Annotated in this window: 15 protein-coding genes; 10 read left to right on the top strand and 5 right to left on the bottom strand. The window is 53.2% G+C overall.

Annotated features, from left to right (window positions below; all coding sequences use genetic code 11):
• Positions 1-116 precede the first annotated feature (116 nt).
• The 3 genes from BLW29_RS18020 to BLW29_RS18010 all read left to right on the top strand — a co-directional run bounded on the left by BLW29_RS18020 (position 117) and on the right by BLW29_RS18010 (position 4,496).
• Positions 117-674 (top strand): ANTAR domain-containing response regulator, encoded by a 558-nt coding sequence (locus BLW29_RS18020; protein ID WP_090982121.1) that lies wholly within the window; start codon positions 117-119, stop codon positions 672-674.
• Positions 675-963: 289 nt separating this feature from the next.
• Entirely contained in the window at positions 964-2,205 is a 1,242-nt protein-coding gene (locus BLW29_RS18015) for a nitrate/nitrite transporter (protein ID WP_090982439.1), read from the top strand.
• A 161-nt stretch (positions 2,206-2,366) separates the two neighbouring features.
• A complete protein-coding gene (locus tag BLW29_RS18010) occupies positions 2,367-4,496 on the top strand; it encodes a molybdopterin oxidoreductase family protein (RefSeq protein WP_090982119.1) in 2,130 nt (709 codons plus the stop codon).
• A 408-nt stretch (positions 4,497-4,904) separates the two neighbouring features.
• Here BLW29_RS18010 and BLW29_RS18005 read toward each other — a convergent pair whose 3' ends face one another.
• The 4 genes from BLW29_RS18005 to BLW29_RS17990 all read right to left on the bottom strand — a co-directional run bounded on the left by BLW29_RS18005 (position 4,905) and on the right by BLW29_RS17990 (position 7,621).
• Positions 4,905-5,558: a molybdenum cofactor guanylyltransferase gene (locus BLW29_RS18005; protein ID WP_090982117.1), complete on the bottom strand. Its 654-nt coding sequence runs from the start codon at positions 5,556-5,558 to the stop codon at positions 4,905-4,907.
• 171 nt (positions 5,559-5,729) lie between these two features.
• Entirely contained in the window at positions 5,730-6,005 is a 276-nt protein-coding gene (locus BLW29_RS18000) for a hypothetical protein (protein WP_090982115.1), read from the bottom strand.
• Entirely contained in the window at positions 6,005-6,358 is a 354-nt protein-coding gene (locus BLW29_RS17995) for a helix-turn-helix domain-containing protein (protein WP_177186696.1), read from the bottom strand. Before BLW29_RS17995 ends, BLW29_RS18000 begins: the two co-directional genes overlap by 1 nt.
• A gap of 153 nt (positions 6,359-6,511) precedes the next feature.
• The gene (locus tag BLW29_RS17990; RefSeq protein ID WP_090982111.1) at positions 6,512-7,621 is read right to left on the bottom strand and encodes a glycoside hydrolase family 172 protein; all 1,110 of its coding nucleotides are present in this window, start codon (positions 7,619-7,621) and stop codon (positions 6,512-6,514) included.
• Between the two features lie 131 nt (positions 7,622-7,752).
• Between BLW29_RS17990 and BLW29_RS17985 the strand changes: the two genes are divergently transcribed.
• On the top strand, positions 7,753-8,649 hold the full coding sequence (locus BLW29_RS17985; protein WP_090982109.1) for an AraC family transcriptional regulator: 897 nt from the start codon (positions 7,753-7,755) through the stop codon (positions 8,647-8,649).
• A 96-nt stretch (positions 8,650-8,745) separates the two neighbouring features.
• Positions 8,746-10,098 (top strand): hypothetical protein, encoded by a 1,353-nt coding sequence (locus BLW29_RS17980; protein WP_090982107.1) that lies wholly within the window; start codon positions 8,746-8,748, stop codon positions 10,096-10,098.
• An 825-nt stretch (positions 10,099-10,923) separates the two neighbouring features.
• On the opposite strand, the gene BLW29_RS17975 is transcribed toward BLW29_RS17980, so the two are convergent.
• Positions 10,924-12,582 carry a glutamine--tRNA ligase/YqeY domain fusion protein gene (locus BLW29_RS17975; protein ID WP_090982104.1) on the bottom strand — a complete coding sequence of 553 codons (1,659 nt, stop codon included), beginning with the start codon at positions 12,580-12,582 and terminating at the stop codon, positions 10,924-10,926.
• A 155-nt stretch (positions 12,583-12,737) separates the two neighbouring features.
• On the opposite strand from BLW29_RS17975, the gene BLW29_RS17970 reads away from it, so the two are divergent.
• The 5 genes from BLW29_RS17970 to BLW29_RS17950 all read left to right on the top strand — a co-directional run bounded on the left by BLW29_RS17970 (position 12,738) and on the right by BLW29_RS17950 (position 19,366).
• Positions 12,738-13,262, top strand: coding sequence for a MarR family winged helix-turn-helix transcriptional regulator (locus tag BLW29_RS17970; RefSeq protein WP_090982102.1), 525 nt, complete (start codon positions 12,738-12,740; stop codon positions 13,260-13,262).
• A gap of 6 nt (positions 13,263-13,268) precedes the next feature.
• Positions 13,269-15,002, top strand: a complete 1,734-nt coding sequence (locus BLW29_RS17965) for an ABC transporter ATP-binding protein (RefSeq protein WP_090982100.1) — start codon at positions 13,269-13,271, stop codon at positions 15,000-15,002.
• Complete coding sequence (locus BLW29_RS17960) at positions 14,999-16,975, top strand: ABC transporter ATP-binding protein (protein ID WP_090982098.1); 1,977 nt, start codon at positions 14,999-15,001, stop codon at positions 16,973-16,975. Before BLW29_RS17965 ends, BLW29_RS17960 begins: the two co-directional genes overlap by 4 nt.
• A 172-nt stretch (positions 16,976-17,147) precedes the next feature.
• The gene (locus BLW29_RS17955; RefSeq protein ID WP_090982096.1) at positions 17,148-18,719 is read left to right on the top strand and encodes an FMN-binding glutamate synthase family protein; all 1,572 of its coding nucleotides are present in this window, start codon (positions 17,148-17,150) and stop codon (positions 18,717-18,719) included.
• A gap of 113 nt (positions 18,720-18,832) precedes the next feature.
• Positions 18,833-19,366, top strand: coding sequence for a YceI family protein (locus BLW29_RS17950; RefSeq protein ID WP_090982094.1), 534 nt, complete (start codon positions 18,833-18,835; stop codon positions 19,364-19,366).
• Positions 19,367-20,093 lie beyond the last annotated feature (727 nt).

Below are 20,093 nucleotides of genomic sequence, written 5' to 3'. Positions count from 1 at the left end.
GGGAAATTAGATGAAATGAACGTCGACATTTTGAGGGAGGGTATGTTATATTTTATTACAAATTTGCAGGCAGGGCTTCAAAGCCAGACAATTGCTATGCCTAACCGAGGTGACCGATGATGAGATCAATCCTTTTTCTTGAGGAAGGAAGACCTCCCGTTTCGATGCATAGCTTGCAGCAAAACTGCCGTACCTTGCATCGTGCAGCTAATGTAGAAGAGGTAAAGAGCCTCATTAGCGTCGCGGATGCCGTGGTGATGCATGTTCCCCTAGAGAGGATGCAGGATTGGCAATCCACAATTGCAGGCATGCGACGACTGCCGACGCTATGGCTCTGCTCTGAGAACGCGGTTCCGAGCGAACTTGAGTTTGGCTTTACACTCGACGGCGTCCTCTTCAGCTCTATGAACACCTTAGAATTCGGCGTTGCCTTAAAATGGGGACATCGTGTATTCCAGCAGCGCAAGCGATGGGCCGAGGAACGAGAGCAGCTGCTGCAGCGTATTGATGAGCGCAAATGGATCGATCAAGCAAAGGCCGTATTATGCGAAATCAAAGGGATTTCCGAAGCGGAAGCCTATGATTTTCTGCGCAAACAGGCGATGAACGAACGTAAACGAATCGGCGATATTGCAGCTTCCATCGTGAAAGTATACCAACTTATCCACGGCTAACTCTCAGCAGTAGCTCCTATAAATATGAAACCGCCCCCACTGTTCCCTCGAAAAATTTGTATGTCAGCTATATTGACATGAACCTCGCAAGCCCCCTATAATTGCAACTAAGATCACAATGACGTGAATCGAACGATAATTTGGCTTCCACACCGACGTGGAGCCGATGGCAAAGAGGCCGTATTGCAGTTATATAACTGCGATGCGGCCTTTTATTGTGTTAGAAACGCTTACAAAGCAATTAGAGAGAGTAACCGAAACGAACAATGGAGAGGAGCTACTTGCAATGATGAACCGAGATGGATTTCTAAAAAGCGGACATAGCCCGTCCTTGCTGAGCGCATTTTTGTATTTTGACATGAGCTTCATGGTGTGGGTGCTGCTGGGGCCGCTGGCTGTCATTATTATGAGCGACTATCAGATGGATGCCGCACAAAAGGCGAACCTGGTTGCATTGCCGATACTCGGAGGTTCCATTCTCCGCCTTGTGCTCGGTTATTTCACCGATGTGATCGGACCGAAACGCACGGGACAAATCGGTATTCTACTTACGATGGTCCCGCTCGTCTGGGGCTGGAAGTTCGTCGACTCCCTCGGTGAGCTGTATATCGTCGCCTTGCTGCTCGGCGTTGCCGGTGCCTCCTTCGCTGCCGCACTGCCGCTCGCAAGCCGCTGGTATCCGCCGAAATATCAGGGGCTCGCGATGGGAATCGCCGGCGCAGGCAACAGCGGAACGGTATTCACCACGCTGTTTGCCAATCGGATCGCCCAGCATTATGGCAGCTGGCATGTTGTTTTTGGCTTGGCGCTCATTCCGATCGCAATCGTGTTCATCGTGTTCACCTTGCTCGCCAAGGACAGCCCGAACCAGCCTTCCCCGCGTAAGCTGTCCGATTACGGTTCGGTGTTAAAGCAGCGGGATACATGGATGTTCTGTATGCTGTATGCCGTCACATTCGGCGGCTTCGTTGGGATGTCCAACTATTTGACGATTTTCTTCAACACCCAATATGGGCTTAGTCCTGTAAGGGCAGCCGACTTCGCCACAATCTGCGTCATCGCGGGCAGCTTCTTCCGTCCGGTTGGCGGCTGGCTTGCCGACCGAATCGGCGGCCTGCGCATGCTGATTTCCCTCTACGCGGTCGTCGCCGTTATGATGGCCTGCATCTCTACCCTGCCGCCGCTTCCGGCCATGATTGTCCTGCTGTTCATCGGAATGATGGCCCTCGGGATGGGCAACGGTTCCGTATTCCAGCTCGTGCCGCAGCGGTTCCAGAACGAGATCGGTATCGTGACCGGTATCGTCGGCGCCGCAGGAGGACTAGGGGGTTATTTTCTTCCTAAGATTCTTGGTAATTTGAAGCTCTCTTCCGGTTCCTATACACCGGGTTTCCTTATCCTTAGCGGCGTGGCGCTCATCTGTATCGTCCTCATCTTCCTTGTGCAAGGCGCATGGAAGAAATCCTGGATCGGCAGCGGCGGCAAAGCCCGTATCGATTCGGCGGGCATGCAGAACACGGCTACCTCTTAAATGATTCGATAGGCGGACTGCTCGGCCCGCATGATTCCCGCACTTTCAGTTGACTGAACCTACGCCGGCAGAAGGCAGCGTGCATCATCCGGGGCAGACGGAACAAAGCCGTTCCGTCTGCAACGCCTTACCCCTACGCAAGCCGAAATGGAGGAAACCTCATGGGCGTACTACCTATAGCAGCCGATCCGGAAGCGACTCGAATTCGCTCGCATTGCTGTTTCTGCAGTATGCAATGCGGCATTGAGCTAATTCCCGAAGACAATGCGGCAGGGTTCGAAATTAAACCCAGCCCGGATTTCCCGGTGGCAACGGGCCGCTTGTGCCAGAAAGGACTGAATGCCTTAGGGCATACCGTCCATGAGGAGCGTCTCCTCGTACCGCAGCGCAGGATCGGTTCTGCCCTGCCGGGTTCGATGTGGCAACCATCCAGCTGGGAAGATGCGCTTGATGGCATCGCCTCCTCGATCCTATCCATACAAGAGCAGCATGGCCGTGACGCCGTATCCGTCTTCGGCGGAGGCTCGCTCACCAATGAGGTCTGTTACCTGCTCGGCAAGTTTACGCGTGTCGCTCTTCGCTCCAAATATATTGATTACAACGGACGCTACTGCATGTCCTCCGCCGCTGCGGCACAAATGCGCGCCTTCGGCATCGACCGAGGGATGAATGTGCCGCTGGATGATTTAATCATGGCGAACTATATTATCCTGGCCGGAACCAATATCGCGGAATGTCAGCCGACGATGGTTCCGTATTTAATGGCAGCGAAGAAACGCGGCGCCATTATCGTAACGATTGATCCACGTCCTACCATGACCTCCAAGCTAGCCGATATTCACGTGAGTTTACAGCCGGGGTTTGACTCCGTGTTCGTAAACGGTCTGCTCCATGTCATTCTAAGCGAGAAGCTCTATGACCAAGCTTATGTAAATGCCTACACCACCGGAATTGAAGAGGTGCGGGAATCTGTGCGGGATTTCTCGCCTGATACCGTATCGACGTACACCGGCATTCCCAAGGAAGTCATCCGCACCATCGCGCGCGGATTTGCCCGTGCAGAAACAGGCGTCGTCCTCACTGCTCGCGGATTGGAACAGCAAATTAACGGCGTGGAGCACACGCTGAACTATATCAATCTCTGTCTGTTAACCGGCAAAATGGGCCGGCCCGGCTGCGGATTCGGACCTGTAACCGGTCAAGCTAACGGCCAAGGCGGCCGTGAGCACGGTCAGAAAGCGGACCAACTGCCAGGCTACCGCATGATCGACGACCCCGAAGCAAGGCGGCATGTCGCGGCGGTTTGGGGAATTGAGCCCGAGGAGATCCCGGGCAAAGGCGTGTCGGCGTATGAAATGTTCGATCGCATTCTGGAAGGTGAAATCAAGGCGATGATCGTGCTCGGCTCCAATCCGCTTGTATCGAGCCCGAATAATACACGTGTAGAAGAGGCCTTGAAGAAGCTCGAGCTGCTCGTTGTCATCGATCTCTTCGAGACGGAAACTGCCGCTTACGCGCACTGGCTGCTGCCGGGATCGACTTTTCTGGAAGCGGAGGGTACGCTAACTAATCTCGAAGGCCGCGTGTTTCATCGTCCGCGCGCGCTGAAGACGCCGGGTGAAGTAATGGAGGACTACCAACTGATAGCTGCGCTTGCTGCTCGGCTGGGGCGCGGGGAATATTTTGAGTATGAGTCGCCCGAAGCGGTATTCGATGAGCTGAGCCGAGCAAGCGCAGGCGGAAAAGCAGACTACAGCGGCATGTCCTACTCGCGGATTAAGGAGAAGAAAGGTTTGTTCTGGCCCTGCCCTTCGCCGGAGCATCCCGGAACGCCTCGAATGTTCGAGAACGGCGTCTATTTCCATCCGAACGGACGCGCCAAGCTGCACGGCATCACGCCGAAGAAACCCGCCGAGACGACGAGCCGCGAGTATCCGTATATTCTGACGACCGGCAGGCTCGGCAGCCATTACTTGAGCGGCACCCAGACTCGGCGTACCGCTGCCCTGATGAAGAAAGCGACGGTGCCCGTTGCGGAAATTCATCCGTCTGCAGCAGAGAAGCTGCTGCTGCGCCCGGGCGATCGCCTGCGCCTCACGACGCGGCGCGGCACGATGGTCATCGACGTGAAGGTGGTGCAGGATATCCACCCCACGACGGTATTCGTTCCGTTCCACTGGGGCGGCGACCTCGCGATCAATAAGTTGACTAACGATGCGCTGCATCCCATCAGCCGCATGCCGGAATTCAAGCTATGCGCCGTTCGTCTTGAGCGGGAAGCTCCGCCGTGAGCGGCTACAATGCATACGGGGAACCGGAAATGCCTATGAGTAATCGCGTATATAGAAAAAGCACCTATACGGGTGCTTTTTTACGTGAATATGCAACCTCCGGCGCGGGGCTCCATCAGTGGTACCGCGGTTACCGCTCATCTGCGGGAATATGGCCCGATTGCTCAATGAGAGGTACTAGTTACCTCTCATTGGCTAGCATACGGCTCGATCGCTCTATGAGAGGTACCGGTTACCGCTCATCAGCTGGGAAGAGTAGCTCCCAGAGCAACACATCTGCAATAAAGCGCCCATATCGGTGGATGTGTGGCTCTAGGAGCAACACATCCTCAAGTATTAGGCGATTTCTGTTAATGTGTTGCCCTCAGGGCAACACATTAACAACTGGCTGGGATTCCAACCGACCTTTCACAGGGAAAAATGACCTTTCGCGCGCACATAGTCGGCGTACAATTCCCGCGTATTCAAATTCACAAATGCGGCTTCTTCATCAGGAAGCGGCTTTACTTCAACGGTATGCATCGCATCAAGCAGCGACATGAGGCGAAGCTCTCTCCGCTCCAGCCGTTGCTGCAAATCATTGGTCACGCTCGTATGATAGAGTGCATGGAACGGCTGATTTGCCGTACGAATGACTTGCGACACGCCCGCTTCCGGCCGCAATGCGGTCTCCTCGCTTGCCAGCTCCAGCATGCGTCCCAGCAGTGAGCCCGATAACACTGGCATATCGCACGCCATAACGAAGCCATACCCAGGCTCTTGCATAGCGGACAATGCAGCGTGCAGTCCAGCCAGTGGTCCGCAGTCCGGATAGGCGTCGTGTACGAATTGAACTTGACCCGGCAAACCCTTCAGTTGGGTTCTATAGACATCCTCTCGTTCACTGTCGCCAACGGAAACAACTACATTCGGCATGCCCAAAGCCAACATTTGCTCGGCAACTACTTTCAGAATCATATCACCCTCCGTTCCAATGGGCAGCAATGCCTTATCCGAACCCATCCGCGAGCTTCGTCCGCCCGCCAGAATAATTCCCGTCACCTTTGATCGCGCAATCGACATGCCGTTCCCTCCATTCACCAAATAGTTGCCCTTAGTATACCAGCCAACAGCGGATACCTGTACTCTCTTCTAAATTAAAATGATGCTGAGAGTCACCACTTTGAACTCTCAGCGACTACACCAAAAAAAGGACCGAAAACAGAGTTCTCACTCTGCTTCGGCCCTTGCTTCTTACTTCTTGGAGGAAGCCTTCTTCTGCGCTTCCGCCTTCAACATATTTTTGTAGATCTTTTCGATTTCGGTTGTATCGATTTTGCTCTTCTTCAAGCTGCTGATCAGATTCGCCAGCTGCTTGGATGAAGTAGCGGATTCTTTCACGAAGTTCGCAATAACATCCTTGCTCACCTTGTTATTCATTACTTTCACAAATTCCAAAATCGCAGGTGAAGCCAGGTTTGCTTTACCGGCACGGTTAAATTCCGTGATGATCGCTTCGTATTGCCCCATTACGATCTTCGCAAATACTTCGAATTCTCTTCCAGAATGCATTCGATAATCATGTTGGCTTCTACTTCTCGTCCATTCAGCATGCAGTTATACAAGAATTGGCTGCTTCTGCTCTTATGAATGGTTTCATTGTCGCTGAAGCATTCCTCTATGTAGAAGTAATACAAGCTGCCTGCCGGCAAGCCGATGGCATTAGTGATCTTATCCAATTGCGACGGGGTAAGATGCTTTTTATTATTGAAAATCCGGCTGATTTCACTGATATGTATATCTGTGAGCGCGGACAAGTCTTTATAATTCCAGTTGTTGATTTCCATGTAATGTTTAATTTTCTCTAATAATGCCGCATTCATCGCAATCACCAACTTAACCAATAAAATGAGAAGAATCGATTCATTATACAAGCAATCGCAAGCATAAAGCATGCAATAAATCTTGGCAGCGGCAGTGCGTTACAGCAAAAAAAGACCGCCCCTGTGACGGGACGGCTCTTCAAAATAGGCTAATTATTTCTCGTTCCCCCACAAGGTCGGCGAATTGCCGTTCGCGCCGCGCCATGCATGCCGCCACCGATGCACATCAACGACGCCAACTTCCGGCATGTTGGCGCGCTCTTCCTTCGCCGGAAGCGTTGGGAATGGGTTGTGCGGCTCGCTCTGATACCAATAGGCAACAGTCGATAGATCGAGCGTCAAGCTATTGTCATGTCCGTGCTCGATGCTCGCATGCAGCGATTTCTCGAAGCGAATCGGATCCTCCAAGAAGAAACGGTAGCAGTGCGTGCGCCCCATCCAGCCGAGTTTGTTCGGCACTTTCGCGTAACCGAAGTACGGATGCGCATACACTTCGTTCGGGCACCAGGAGCTGTTGAAGAAGTCCTCTGTCCCCGTTCCATGCAGCGAGCCCGGCCAATCCTCACCATCGATCAGCCACATGTCATCGCCCTCGCCGTACCACATTGGACCCGGATTATCGACGTAATAGTTGATGCCCACGAACTGCCCGCTGCCGACGATATCTGCAAACACGTAGTTGTGTTCCGTCGAAGGATTGGCGCTTTGCGGTCCGATCACGCTCCACTCCGTTTCTCCTTCTTGCGGATGAACACCCGTAACCTCGCGGTTCCACCACGCATGGAACCGGCCTTCAGAGGCAGGAATCTCCGGGTGCTCCTCGAAATCAATATAATAATAGAAGCTCAAAATAGGCTCTTCCGATTGGTTCTCGATCGTAATTCGTGCCCCGTCGCCGAATGGCATCGGAAAATAACAGTTAAACGCTTTGCCGTTCGCAGGAGCCGCAGCAAGCGGAAGCGATGCAAAATTGTATTCTTCACCGAATCCTTGTCCGAAGAAATCGCCAATCGGCGATTCTACGCTCGGCTCGGTTTCGCCGTCCCAATACATCCGAATGACGGCATTGCGGCGGATGAACTTGTCCGGCGTACTGATCGTGATCCAAATATGCTTGATGATGCCAGCCCCGGCGATAACGGCAAGATCCGCTGATTCTCCTGCGGCAATCGGAATAAAGTCGGCATTTCCTCCACTTCGGTCATAGCTCGAAATCCGTTTCGTTTTGATGCCGGGTTGAATCTTACTGATATGGTTTAACATATTCGTCTCCTCTCGCTAGCTCCATGATAGCTTGATTATATCGAACCGCTTCGGATAAATATTTATCAGGACCATGTGACTTTTTAACAGCAATTGCTCTTCTGAACAATCGCAGCCAAGGAGGTACGCAGATGCAGGAACATGATGTGATCGCCAGACTTAGTCCCTATGTTCGTATAGCTATGACACACATAGCTCCTTCTAATTGGTCCGTTTCCCCGCGACAGATTTGGGATTACGAGCTTCTTTATTTGCAGGAGGGGCATTTGCTTGTAACGGTGGAAGACGAGACCTACGAAGGTATTCCAGGCGATATCTTCCTGTTTAAGCCGAGGCAGCGGCATTCCATCCAGGTGCTTGGCGATGCGGCCATAAGCCAGCCCCATGTCCATTTTGACCTAATCGAAATGCCGGATAGCCCGGATTTGTCAGTGTCTTTTCAGATGTCGAGCCATATGTCGAAGGAAAAGCTAGCATGGTTTCGGCCGGACTGGATGTCCGAGGGACCGCTCGCGCTCCCAAGCCATATCCGGCTTCGTCAACCGAAGCGGTTTGAGTCGATGCTGCTGGAATTAATCGAGGAGTTCCAAATGCGATTGCCGCTTTACGAAACCTCTTGTAAAGGATTGCTTCTCTCCCTGCTCACTTACTTAATCAGACAGCATGACCTCGGCGTGAAACGTCCAGGTACGGATATGCAAGCGATCCGCCGGCATCTTCACTCCAAATGGGACAGCGAGATCACGCTAGAGGAGTTGTCTGAACGTTTTAATATCAGCAAGTACTATATGCTGCGCACCTTCAAGAAGCACTATCTCATGACACCGATCCAATACCATCGTCAAATCCGAATGGATCAAGCCAAGCAATTGCTGCGCTATACGAATCTCACGATCCAGCATATTTCGGACCATCTGGGATTCGGCAGCATCCATGCGTTCAGCCGCGCCTTCAAGGTGGCAGAGGGGCTGCCTCCAATCGCTTTCAGAACGAAGAGCGGTCCGAGTTCGGAAGAGATGAACAGTTGATTTTGACAAAAAACGAGATTGTTTAGACCAAGAAATTTCCCCTTAGAACTTATATAATCGTACGTAAGTACAACTTTCCTAAGGGAGTGTCGCACAATGAACAGAGTCGTTATTGACAATAAAGGTATTCCACCTCTTGCCGGAATATGCTCCTACGAAGAGGCTTGCAAGCCCGGATTCACTGTCGACCAAAGTGTAAATCTGCTGAAGCGTTTCAACTTTATTGCCAAGAACCTCAATCAAATCTTGTCCGCGCATCTGGCAGCTGTTCCTGAATGGGAAGTAAAATGTGCGTTTGGCTATCATCTGTGGCTCGATGCCGAGCACAGTGCCGCTATTCGCAAACGGGTTTCCGAAATGCGCGAGCCTCCCCTGCATCTGGATCAAGACCCGGATGAACATCTGCGCATCTGGCTTGATGAAGCCATTCGCGCGGAGAATACGGTCGAGCTGCTTATCGGGATCTATCGGGTCATTCGACCGGAACTGGCGAAAGCGCTGTCAAGCTATATTGCGGATGTGAACAAAATCACCGAGCATCCGACGTATCGCCTGCTTCGCGGCATGCTTCAGGATGAAGAGGAAATGATCGCTTGGGGAGAAGCCGCTCTGACGGCATTGATCGATACGCCTGAGCAAGTGAAATTGGCTTCGGAATGGGAAGCACATCTGAGGGGATTCCTGCTTGCCGCAGGCGGCGTGTCGGGGGATCTCGATGCAGTGGTTTGTGATGCGGTCCCGCGTTCAGACGGTCAACGCTATGAGATGGACCCGATGCCTCGGCGCGACGAGCGGTTCATCGATCCTTACAATACGTCCGCTAAGATCGATTCCTACTTCTGGGATGATAGCTGCTCCCCGGAAGAGCGCGCGTATTCTTTAATTTACAAACGGCTTCGCGAGATGGACGTACCGGAGTGGATGGGGCCGATTCTGTACAAAACGGAAGGTAAGCCGTGGGAGTACTATACGGATCTCAGCCGTCAGCTATGGGATGAAACCCGCCATGCGATGCTTGGGGAAATCGGCCTGTACTACGGCGGCGTTCCCTTCTATAAGTACCCGATTCACATGGGCTCTTCGGTCATTCTCAATACCGAGTTCACTCCGCAGGAGGCTCACCTTATCCTGTGGCGGATCGAACAAAGCCTCATGCCTAAACACACGGGCAAGCAGAAAGAGTGGGAAATCGCGAAGGACACCAACAATCCGATTTCACTCCTGATTCAAGATTACGACTGGGCCGACGAGGTGCTTCATGCCCAAATCGGACGCAAGTGGCTCGTTCCGGAGTATGGCAGCTTGGCAGCCATGACTGAGAGCGGCGACCAAGCGATGAAGGCATGGGGGGAGGCCAACGTCAAAACGGTTTCTTGGTCCGAGCAGGCCGAGTGGTGGCCGCAGTTCATGGATGAAATCCGCGCCAATGAGCTGGCGCGGAGAGGGTAGGTTTGGGGCACCGCCATTGGCGGTGCCTTTTTTGAGCGGGGTCGGCCGGGCTAGGCGGTCGGCCGGGTTGATTGGCTAGAGCGTGATCGGGCTGAGGTGACGGGGTTGGCCGGACTGGCGGGTTGGTGGGTTGGTCGGTTCGTGGGTTGGCGGGCTGAGGTGACGGGGCTGGCCGGACTAGCCGAGGTGACAGGCTAAAGCGCAACTAGGCCAAGGTTGCCAACTTGGCGGTTTAGCGAGTTCAAGGATCGCGAAGACACCCAACTTGCCCTACTCGCTAGCCTCGCTGTCTCTCCAGCGGCTAACCTAACCACGAAATGTTGCGCTAAATGCAACATTCTAACGGATTAGCTGCCCCATTCTGCCAAATGCTGCTCAAAATGCAACATTGCTCGGTAAACTAACCCCAATCAGGCTGTTTTCACGGAAAATGTTGCATAATGTGCAACATTCCCTGCCTACTCGCTCTTTATCGCTAAGATTGTTGCAGGTTATGCAACATTTCGACCCTCTCACGGCGCGAAGAAGGTTTAGTTTTACTCGGATGCGACGTTGTTAGCAACTATTCCGCTTACAAGTTGGTTTCGGCGTTGTTTCGGCCCACTTTAGCGGATATGCCGCTTACGGCAGCCCAAACTGCGGTTTTAGGTTAGTTTTAGTCAGACTTCCAACGACTTTAGCGACTATTCCGCTTACAAGTTAGTTTCGATGTGTTTTCGCCCCACTTTAGCGGATATGCCGCTATCAGCGGCAGGCACCCCAGCAACAAACAAAGGGCCGGCTCCACCAGTCATGATCAATGACTGTGGAGCCGGCCCTTATCGCTTAAGCCTTCGGATCAAACGAGCTCTTCAGCGACACGATGCGGTTGAACACAACCTTCGATTCGCTGGTATGCTTCGGATCTACGTTGAAGTAGCCGTGGCGGAAGAATTGGAACTTGTCCTGTCCGCGCGCTTCCTTCATGTTCGGCTCGACGAAGCCTTGCAGCACGTCGAGGGAGTTCGGGTTGATGCGGTCAAGGAAATCCTTGCCCTCATCCTCCGGGTTGTCGAGCAGCAGCGGTTCGAACAGGCGGAATTCCGCCGGTACCGCCTGGGAAGCTTCCACCCAGTGGATGGTGCCCTTCACCTTCCGGCCGGTGAAGCCTGATCCGCTCTTCGTTTCCGGATCGTAGGTGCAGCGAAGCTCCACTACGTTGCCGGCTTCGTCCTTCACCACTTCTTGGCATGTAATGAAGTAAGCATGCTTCAAGCGGACTTCGTTGCCGGGGAACAACCGGAAATACTTGTTCGGCGGGTTCTCCATGAAGTCGTCTTGCTCGATATAAATTTCACGAGAGAACGGAATTTGGCGGCTGCCCATCTCTTCGTTCTCGGCATTATTCTCGGCTTCCAGCATCTCCACTTGCCCTTCCGGGTAGTTGGTGATGACGACTTTCAGCGGAGCAAGCACGGCCATCGTGCGTGGCGCCTTCAGCTTCAAATCCTCACGGATGAAGAACTCCAGCATCCGCTCATCTACCACGCTATAGGCACGCGCTACGCCGATTTCGCGGCAGAAGGCACGCAGCGATTCAGCCGTGAAGCCGCGGCGGCGAAGACCGCTGATCGTCGGCATACGCGGATCGTCCCAGCTTTCGACGACGCCTTGATCGACGAGCATTTTGAGGTAACGTTTGCTCATGATCGTATTCGTCACGTTCAAGCGGGCAAACTCATATTGACGCGGCTGCGACTCCATCTCGCATTCGATGATCGTCCAATCGTAGAGCGGACGGTGATCTTCGAACTCCAGCGTACAGATGGAGTGCGTTACACCTTCAATCGCATCGCTGATCGGGTGAGCGTAATCGTACATCGGATAGATGCACCACGCATCGCCTGTCCGGTGGTGATGAGCATGAGCAATGCGGTACAGCGCAGGGTCGCGCAGGTTGATGTTCGGCGAGCTCATGTCGATCTTCGCACGCAGAATCCGTTCTCCGTCCTTGAACTCACCTGCACGCATGCGAGCGAACAAATCCAAGTTCTCTTCCACGCTGCGATCGCGGTACGGACTGTTTTTGCCGGGCTCCGTCAAGGATCCGCGCATTTCGCGCATTTGCTCAGCCGTCAGGTCGCAGACAAACGCTTTGCCTTTCTTAATGAGAAGCACCGCACGTTGGTAGAGCTCCTCAAAATAATCCGAAGCAAAACGAAGGTCGTCCCACTCAAAACCGAGCCAAGTTACGTCCTCTTGGATCGATTCCACATATTCCGTATCTTCTTTCACCGGATTCGTATCGTCAAATCGCAGGTTCGTTTTCCCGCCATATTCGTCGGCAAGCTCAAAGTTCAGACAGATCGATTTGGCATGGCCAATATGCAGGTAACCGTTCGGCTCCGGCGGGAAACGAGTAATAACCTCGCTGACCTTACCGGCCTTCAAATCTTCAGCCACGATATTTTTAATAAAGTTAGAGGATGATGTCTTGTTCTCCATTGCGACCAACCTTTCCTACCTAAAATCTTATCCTACTATCATACACAATTTTCAGAGTGTTTATAAATAGTAATCTTGACATTCCATTGGCGGAATAAATATACTTAGGTTAGCTAACAAAAATAAATGCATGATGCAAAAAAGGAGCACTTCCTATGCAAGGTGATCACGAGCACGAACGCCACACCAGCCACCAGCTTATCCGCGCATTCCGACAGCTCAAGCATATTCCGTTCAAGAACCGCAACCCGATCGAGAACTGCACGCCCAGCGAGACGATGACGCTGTTTACCATCGGTGGAGCGATGCGCTCCAATCCCGCCGGACTGAAGGCATCGGAACTCAGCAGCCTGATGAATGTTGCCTCGCCGACGATCACGCAGACTGTGAATGTGCTGACGGCCAGAGGTCTGCTTGAACGCAGCTCAGACCCGAGTGATCGCAGAGTGGTACGGATTAAACTGACCGAGGAAGGTGCAAGGCTGACCGGTCTTGCTCGAGCCGCCATGCATGCCCGGATGAACGGACTGATTGAGCATCTGGGCGAGGATCGTGCAGCGCTCCTCGTAGAATTGCTCGATGATGTCTTCGCTTTCTATCATGGCGAGCGACCGGAGGAATGTTCCGCATGGTGCAAAGATAATTCAAGCAAGCCAACCAATTCCAAAGAGGGTGAATAAGCATTTATGATGAAACTTCTTCGTATGCTGCGGCCTTACCGCATCCCTGTTTTCTTCGTGCTTCTATTCGTATTCCTTCAATCGCTATCGGACCTGTACCTCCCAACACTGCTCGCCGACATTGTCGACAAAGGTGTTGTGCAGGGCGATAATCCGTACATCTGGCGGATCGGCGGCTTCATGCTGATCATCGCACTGGGCGGCGGGATCTGCTCGATTGGTGCGAGCTACCTGTCTGCCAAAGCAGCAGGCGGCTTCGGCCGTGACCTGCGCAGTCGTGTGTTCGGACATGTAGAGAAGTATTCGCTGCATGAATTCGACCAGATCGGCACCGCTTCCCTCATTACGCGGACGACCAACGACATTACGCAAGTCCAGCAAGTTCTCATGATGATGATGCGGGTCATGGTCATGGCCCCGATGATGTGCTTCGGCGGTATCATCATGGCACTCTACAAGGACGTTAATCTCTCGCTCATCATTATTGCGATCGTACCGATTCTCGCACTCATTATCTTCGCAATCGTCAGTCGCGGCGTCCCGTTGTTCAAGGCTATGCAGAAGAAGATCGACAAGCTCAACCTCGTACTCCGCGAAAATCTTACCGGGATCCGCGTAATCCGTTCCTTTAACCGGATCAACCATGAGCAAAGCCGCTTCAATGATGCCAATTTCGATCTGACCGATACGTCGATCAAAGTAAACCGGATCATGGCCTCGCTTATGCCTGCGATGATGCTGGTGTTGAACTTCGCGAGCCTTGCCATCGTCTGGTATGGCGGGCTTCGTATCGATGGCGGCCATATGGAGGTTGGTGATTTGATGGCCTTCATTCAATACGCATGGCAGATCATGTTCGCGTTAATCTTTGCCTCCATGATGTTCGTCATGATCCCGCGCGCATCCGCTTCGGCGACTCGGATTAACGAGGTGCTGAACATGGTACCGGATATTACGGACCCAAGCGCAGCTTCTTCGGCTCGTTCGGTCGTTGCTAGCGGCGAGCTTGCGTTCAACAACGTGTCCTTTCATTATCCGGGTGCCGAAATGCCGGCGCTCTCCGATATTTCGTTCCGAGCAGGGCGTGGCGAGGTGACGGCCATTATCGGCGGCACGGGATCCGGCAAGTCTACGCTGATCAATCTCATTCCGCGTTTCTACGATGCTTCAAGCGGCAGCATTACGATCGGCGGCATCGATGTACGCGATATGTCGCAGGAAACGCTGCGTTCCATGATCGGCCTTGTGCCGCAGAAGGCGGTGCTCTTCACGGGTACGATCGCCGAGAACATCCGCTTCGGCAAAGAGGATGCGACGGACGAAGAAGTTCGCCATGCAGCCGTCGTTGCACAAGCCAATGACTTCATCTCCGAGATGAAGGAAGGCTTCGGCTCGCCGATTGCGCAAGGCGGCACCAATGTATCCGGCGGCCAGAAGCAGCGGCTGTCCATTGCCCGCGCACTTATCCGCAGGCCTTCGGTCTATTTGTTCGACGACAGCTTCTCCGCGCTCGACTTCAAGACAGATGCCAAGCTTCGCGAGGCGCTGCGCAGCGAAACGACGGATGCGACGGTCTTAATCGTCGCCCAGCGGGTCAGCACCGTCATGGATGCCGACCGCATCATCGTGCTCGATGACGGCCAGATCTCCGCGATTGGTACGCACCGCGAGCTGCTGCAATCGTCTACCGTCTATCGCGAAATCGTCACGTCACAGCTGTCAGAGGAGGAAATCGCATGAGTGAACTACAGAAAGGTCCTGCAGGCGGCCCCGGCGGTCCAGGCGGTCCGCGACCGGGCGCTCCAACCGGCCCGGGACCGGGTAATTTCGGCTTTGGCCCGGGACGCGGCGGCCCTGGCGGCATGATGGGTATGCAGGTTCAGAAGGCGAAGGATTTCAAAGGCACCCTGCGCAGATTGACCGCATATCTGAAGCCACACAAGACGGCACTCCTTGTCGTGCTGTTGACAGCAGTGCTCAGTACGGTCTTCTCGATTCTGGGACCGAAAATCATGGGAAAAGCAACAACGAAGCTATTCGAAGGACTGATGGGCAAGATCAAAGGCGTGCCCGGTGCAGAAATCGACTTTCATTATATTTGGCAAATCCTTGTTGTGCTTGCGGTCTTATATGTCATTAGTGCACTATTCGGATTCATTCAACAGTATGTCATGGCAAGCGTCGCGCAGAAGACCGTATACGATCTTCGCAAGGACGTAAACGAGAAGCTGGCGCGATTGCCTCTGAAGTTCTTCGATTCCCGGACGCACGGGGAAATATTAAGCCGCGCTGTCAATGATGTCGACAACATTAGCGGCACGCTGCAGCAAAGCTTAACGCAATTCATCACCGCCTTCGTGACGCTGATCGGCGTTGTCGTCATGATGCTGACGATCAGTCCGCTCATGACGCTCATCACGATCGTGACGCTGCCGCTTAGCTTCCTCGCGATTAAGATGATTGCGAAGCGATCGCAGCTTTATTTTAAAGGTCAACAGAAAGCACTCGGTGAATTAAACGGCCATGTTGAGGAGATGTACACCGGCCACAATATCGTGAAGGCCTTCGGTCATGAGCGCAAATCCGTTGCCAAGTTTGATGCGGTCAATGAGGAGCTGTATCAGTCCGGCTGGCGAGCGCAGTTCGTCTCCGGGATGATCATGCCGATCATGGGATTCATCGGCAACATTGGCTATGTACTGGTCAGTGTCGCGGGCGGCATTCTGGTGCTGCACAAGTCGATTACAATCGGGGATGTGCAGGCCTTCATCTCCTATTCGCGCCAATTCGCGATGCCGATTACGCAAACGGCCCAAATCGCCAACATCATTCAGTCGACGATCGCTTCCGCAGAGCGGATATTCGAGCTGCTGGATGAGGAAGAAGAAGTGCTGGAAGCGGCAGCTCCGGTTGCCATTGTAAGCAGTCAGGCTGCAGCCGTTGTCGGCAAAGCGATGAAGCCGAAGGGCGACGTAAGCTTCAACCATGTGCAGTTCCGCTACAAAGAGGACACGGCGCTCATTGAAGACATGGATATTCATGTCCGCGCAGGTCAAACGATCGCCATCGTCGGCCCAACCGGCGCCGGCAAAACAACGCTGATCAACCTGCTGATGCGCTTCTATGAGCTCAATAACGGCAGCATTACCATTGACGGCGTAAACCTGACGGAGCTTCGCCGCGGTGATCTTCGGGGCTTGTTCGGTATGGTGCTCCAGGATACGTGGCTGTTCAACGGAACCATCCGCGACAATATCGCTTACGGACGCATCGGCGCATCGGAAGACGAGGTGGTTTCAGCTGCCAGAGCAGCTTATGCCGATCACTTCATTCGTACGCTCCCCGACGGCTACGATACGATTCTGAATGAAGAAGCTTCGAATATTTCTCAAGGTCAGAAACAATTGCTCACCATCGCCCGCGCCATTCTCGCTGACCCTGCCATCCTCATCCTGGATGAGGCGACAAGCAGCGTCGACACGCGGACAGAGATTCATATTCAGCATGCGATGAATCAACTGATGCAAGGACGGACCAGCTTCGTCATCGCCCACCGCCTCTCGACGATCCGCGATGCCGATCTCATTCTCGTCATGAACCACGGCACCGTGATCGAGCAAGGCACACACGAGGATCTGCTCGCCGCAGGCGGTTTCTACGCCGATCTGTACGAAAGTCAGTTCAGCAACCGGAAACGTCAGGATGTAAGCTAGCGCGCAGCACTGCCGTACACAAACCTCTACCCTACCTTCTAAGGCGGGGTGGAGGTTTTCTCGTTCTATACGTTCTCGAAGGTAGTCCACGACTAAAAAATGGAAGTGAACGGTATACTGAAATGGGAAATTATCGTTTTGTTTGCTAATTTGACAACCGGGGGAGTCCGAGATGATCGCCACGATTCTGATTACTGCCGTTTTCTTGCTTGTCGCGCTGCCGCTCCTTGCGTTCTTCAGCTATATGTACATCCTCTCCAAGCGGCCCAAGCATTCCATCATTCGTTCGCATCCGTTTCTCGGCTGGGTCCGCTATTTGCTGGAGAAGCTCGGTCCGGAGTTCCGCCAATATTGGTTCGACAACGATACGGAAGGAAGACCGTTCTCGCGGGCCGATTTCGTCGGCATCGTATATGCGGCCAAATACCGCACGGATCTCATCTCCTTCGGCGGCCGGCGCGACTATGAGAAGGCGGGCTTCTATATCTCCAATGCGATGTTTCCTAAGCTCACGAGCGAGCTTAAGGTCGACAACCTCCAGCTTGTGCCAGGACGAAAATACGTCATCACCGACGAAGGCTTGTTTACGCGCAAAGAACGAACGGTCGACGAAAGCGTCAAACGCTGGCTCCTCGCTGACGACGATGTCATTATTGTCGGTCAGGATCGCCCTCAGCCATGGCGGCTTAAGGGCATGTTCGGCGCGTCCGCTACTTCCTTCGGCGCTGTGGGCGAGAACTATATCCAATCGACAGGCAGCGGCGCGGCTATGGCCGGCGGGTCATGGATCAATACAGGCGAAGGCGGCGTTGCAGGCGTTCACCTGGCAACCGGTGTAGACGTCGTTTCCCAGATCGGGCCCGGCATGTTCGGTTTCCGTGACGATCAAGGCAAATTCTCGATTGAAGCGTTCAAGCACAAAGCGGAAAATCCAAACATCAAAGCGTTCGAGCTCAAATTCCATCAAGGGGCCAAAATCCGCGGCGGACATCTCGAAGGCTCCAAAGTAACAGAAGCGGTAGCGGCGGCAAGGCTGGTTCCTGTCGGCAAAACCGTCAATTCGCCCAATCGTTTCGAAATGCTGACGAGCCCGGAAGAAGCGCTCCGTTTCATCGGTTCCTTGCAAGAGGCAGGCGGCAAACCTGTCGGCATTAAAATCGTCGTCGGGGACCCGCATCGGCTGGAGCCGCTATTCTCCGCAATGCTTGCGCTGAACATCTACCCCGACTTCATCACGGTGGACGGCTCCGAGGGAGGGTCCGGCGCTACGTTCAAGGCGATGGCTGACGGCATGGGGCTGCCGCTATATGCAGCGCTTATCATTCTTGACGACACAGCTCGTAAATTCGGCGTTCGCGAGCGCATCCGCATCTTCGCCTCCGGCAAGCTGATCACGCCGGACAAAGTCGCGATTGCCCTCGCGCTCGGAGCAGACTGCGTCAACTCGGCGCGCGGTTTCATGATGGCTAACGGCTGCATCATGGCGATGCAATGCCACACCGGCAAATGCCCAACCGGCATCACGACAACCGATGCCAAGTACCAAGCCGCACTCGCGCCTGAGGAGAAGCAGTGGCGGGTAATGAATTATATTTTGCAGCTGCGGGAGGGGTTGTTCTCGCTGTCTGCGGCATGCGGTCTCGACAGTCCGCGCGGGCTGCGGCGGGAGCATGTCGTATTCACGACCGAAAGCGGCCAAACCACTCGAATTGCCGATCTGTTCCCTTATCCGGAGCCGCAATAACGCGCGAAGGATTTTTCTGACATTTGTATTGACAAGGACCTTATTTGCCGCTTAAACTTACTATATAATATTTAGTTTATTATTAAATGTAAGTAAATTTAGGAGGTCAATTCATGTCTTTGTCCAAATGGGTCGTTGATGCAAGCCACAGTAGTGTTGATTTCACAATCCGACATATGATGATTGCTAAAGTTAAAGGTACGTTTCACGAATTTAATGCCTCCATCGAAGCGGATCCGGCGGATCTGACTACGGCGAACATCGAATTTAATGTCGCGCTTAGCAGCATCGACACTCGCAATGCCGATCGTGATAACCACCTTCGTACAGGCGACTTTTTCGATATCGAGCAGTTCCCGACACTATCGTTCAAATCGACATCGATCAGCAAAACGGATGACGGCGAATATGACGTGACCGGCGATCTGACTTTGCACGGCTTGACTCGCAAAGAAACATTCACCGTTACTTACGAAGGCAGCGGCAAAGATCCATGGGGCAACGAGAAAGTCGGCTTCAGCGGCAAAGGCGCTATCAAACGCAGCGAATTCGGCCTCACTTACAACGCAGCGCTTGAAACAGGCGGCGTTCTAATCGGCGACGAAGTGAAATTCACGATCGAAATCGAAGCTTCCAAACAAGCTTAATTCCAATTAAACAAGAAGATGGCAGCAGGGGTAACCCTGTGCCATCTTTTTTAGTTTGCTTCACTCGCGTCCCCCTCGCCTAAGTAGCAGGGAATGGCAACAAGGATGACCCTTGCGCCATCTTTTTAGCTTGCTTCGCACGCATTCCCGCCTATGTAGCAAATGGCAGCAGGAGGTGACGCACTCACCACGCCTACGTAGCAGCAGCACCACAAGAATGTTGCGCTTTCTGCAACATTTCCGGGGGTTATCGCGCTTATTCTAGGAGATGTTGCGCAAAGTGCAACATTTTCGGTTCAGTATGTTCATATGGCGCTCATCTGCTCAGAAATGTTGCATTTCCTGCAACATTAGCCCCCCAGTAACCTCATGACGGCCAAATTGTTGCACTTCATGCAACAATCATGCACTCTCGCTCACTCCAAAGCCCCACCTAAGCAGCAAATGGCAACAAGGGTTACCCTTGTGCCATCTCTTTAGCTTGCTCCTCACGCACCTCACGCCTAAGCAGCAAGTTGCAGCAGGAGGTGACGCACTCACCACGCCTAAGTAGCAGCAGCACCACAAGAATGTTGCGCTTTCTGCAACATTTCCGGGGTTTATCTAGCCTATTCCAGTAGATGTTGCATAAAATGCAGGTCTGTTGATTAACCAGAATTTAGGTTACGGTAAGACGAAAAGGCTCGTCAAATAAACCGTCCATTCCAGTGGCAGATCATTTCTACTG

Source organism: Paenibacillus sp. CF384 (genome assembly GCF_900106745.1).
Lineage (GTDB): Bacteria > Bacillota > Bacilli > Paenibacillales > Paenibacillaceae > Paenibacillus_Z.
This window is presented reverse-complemented; position numbering and strand designations above follow the sequence as displayed.

Coding starts and splice junctions, on each gene's coding strand:
- BLW29_RS17985 (WP_090982109.1), top strand. CDS start 7,753: ATGCAGGAACATGATGTGATCGCCAGACTTAGTCCCTATGTTCGTATA.
- BLW29_RS17975 (WP_090982104.1), bottom strand. CDS start 12,582: ATGGAGAACAAGACATCATCCTCTAACTTTATTAAAAATATCGTGGCT.
- BLW29_RS18005 (WP_090982117.1), bottom strand. CDS start 5,558: ATGTCGATTGCGCGATCAAAGGTGACGGGAATTATTCTGGCGGGCGGA.
- BLW29_RS17950 (WP_090982094.1), top strand. CDS start 18,833: ATGTCTTTGTCCAAATGGGTCGTTGATGCAAGCCACAGTAGTGTTGAT.
- BLW29_RS17955 (WP_090982096.1), top strand. CDS start 17,148: ATGATCGCCACGATTCTGATTACTGCCGTTTTCTTGCTTGTCGCGCTG.
- BLW29_RS17965 (WP_090982100.1), top strand. CDS start 13,269: ATGATGAAACTTCTTCGTATGCTGCGGCCTTACCGCATCCCTGTTTTC.
- BLW29_RS18000 (WP_090982115.1), bottom strand. CDS start 6,005: ATGGGGCAATACGAAGCGATCATCACGGAATTTAACCGTGCCGGTAAA.
- BLW29_RS18015 (WP_090982439.1), top strand. CDS start 964: ATGAACCGAGATGGATTTCTAAAAAGCGGACATAGCCCGTCCTTGCTG.
- BLW29_RS17990 (WP_090982111.1), bottom strand. CDS start 7,621: ATGTTAAACCATATCAGTAAGATTCAACCCGGCATCAAAACGAAACGG.
- BLW29_RS18010 (WP_090982119.1), top strand. CDS start 2,367: ATGGGCGTACTACCTATAGCAGCCGATCCGGAAGCGACTCGAATTCGC.
- BLW29_RS17980 (WP_090982107.1), top strand. CDS start 8,746: ATGAACAGAGTCGTTATTGACAATAAAGGTATTCCACCTCTTGCCGGA.
- BLW29_RS17970 (WP_090982102.1), top strand. CDS start 12,738: ATGCAAGGTGATCACGAGCACGAACGCCACACCAGCCACCAGCTTATC.
- BLW29_RS18020 (WP_090982121.1), top strand. CDS start 117: ATGATGAGATCAATCCTTTTTCTTGAGGAAGGAAGACCTCCCGTTTCG.
- BLW29_RS17995 (WP_177186696.1), bottom strand. CDS start 6,358: ATGAATGCGGCATTATTAGAGAAAATTAAACATTACATGGAAATCAAC.
- BLW29_RS17960 (WP_090982098.1), top strand. CDS start 14,999: ATGAGTGAACTACAGAAAGGTCCTGCAGGCGGCCCCGGCGGTCCAGGC.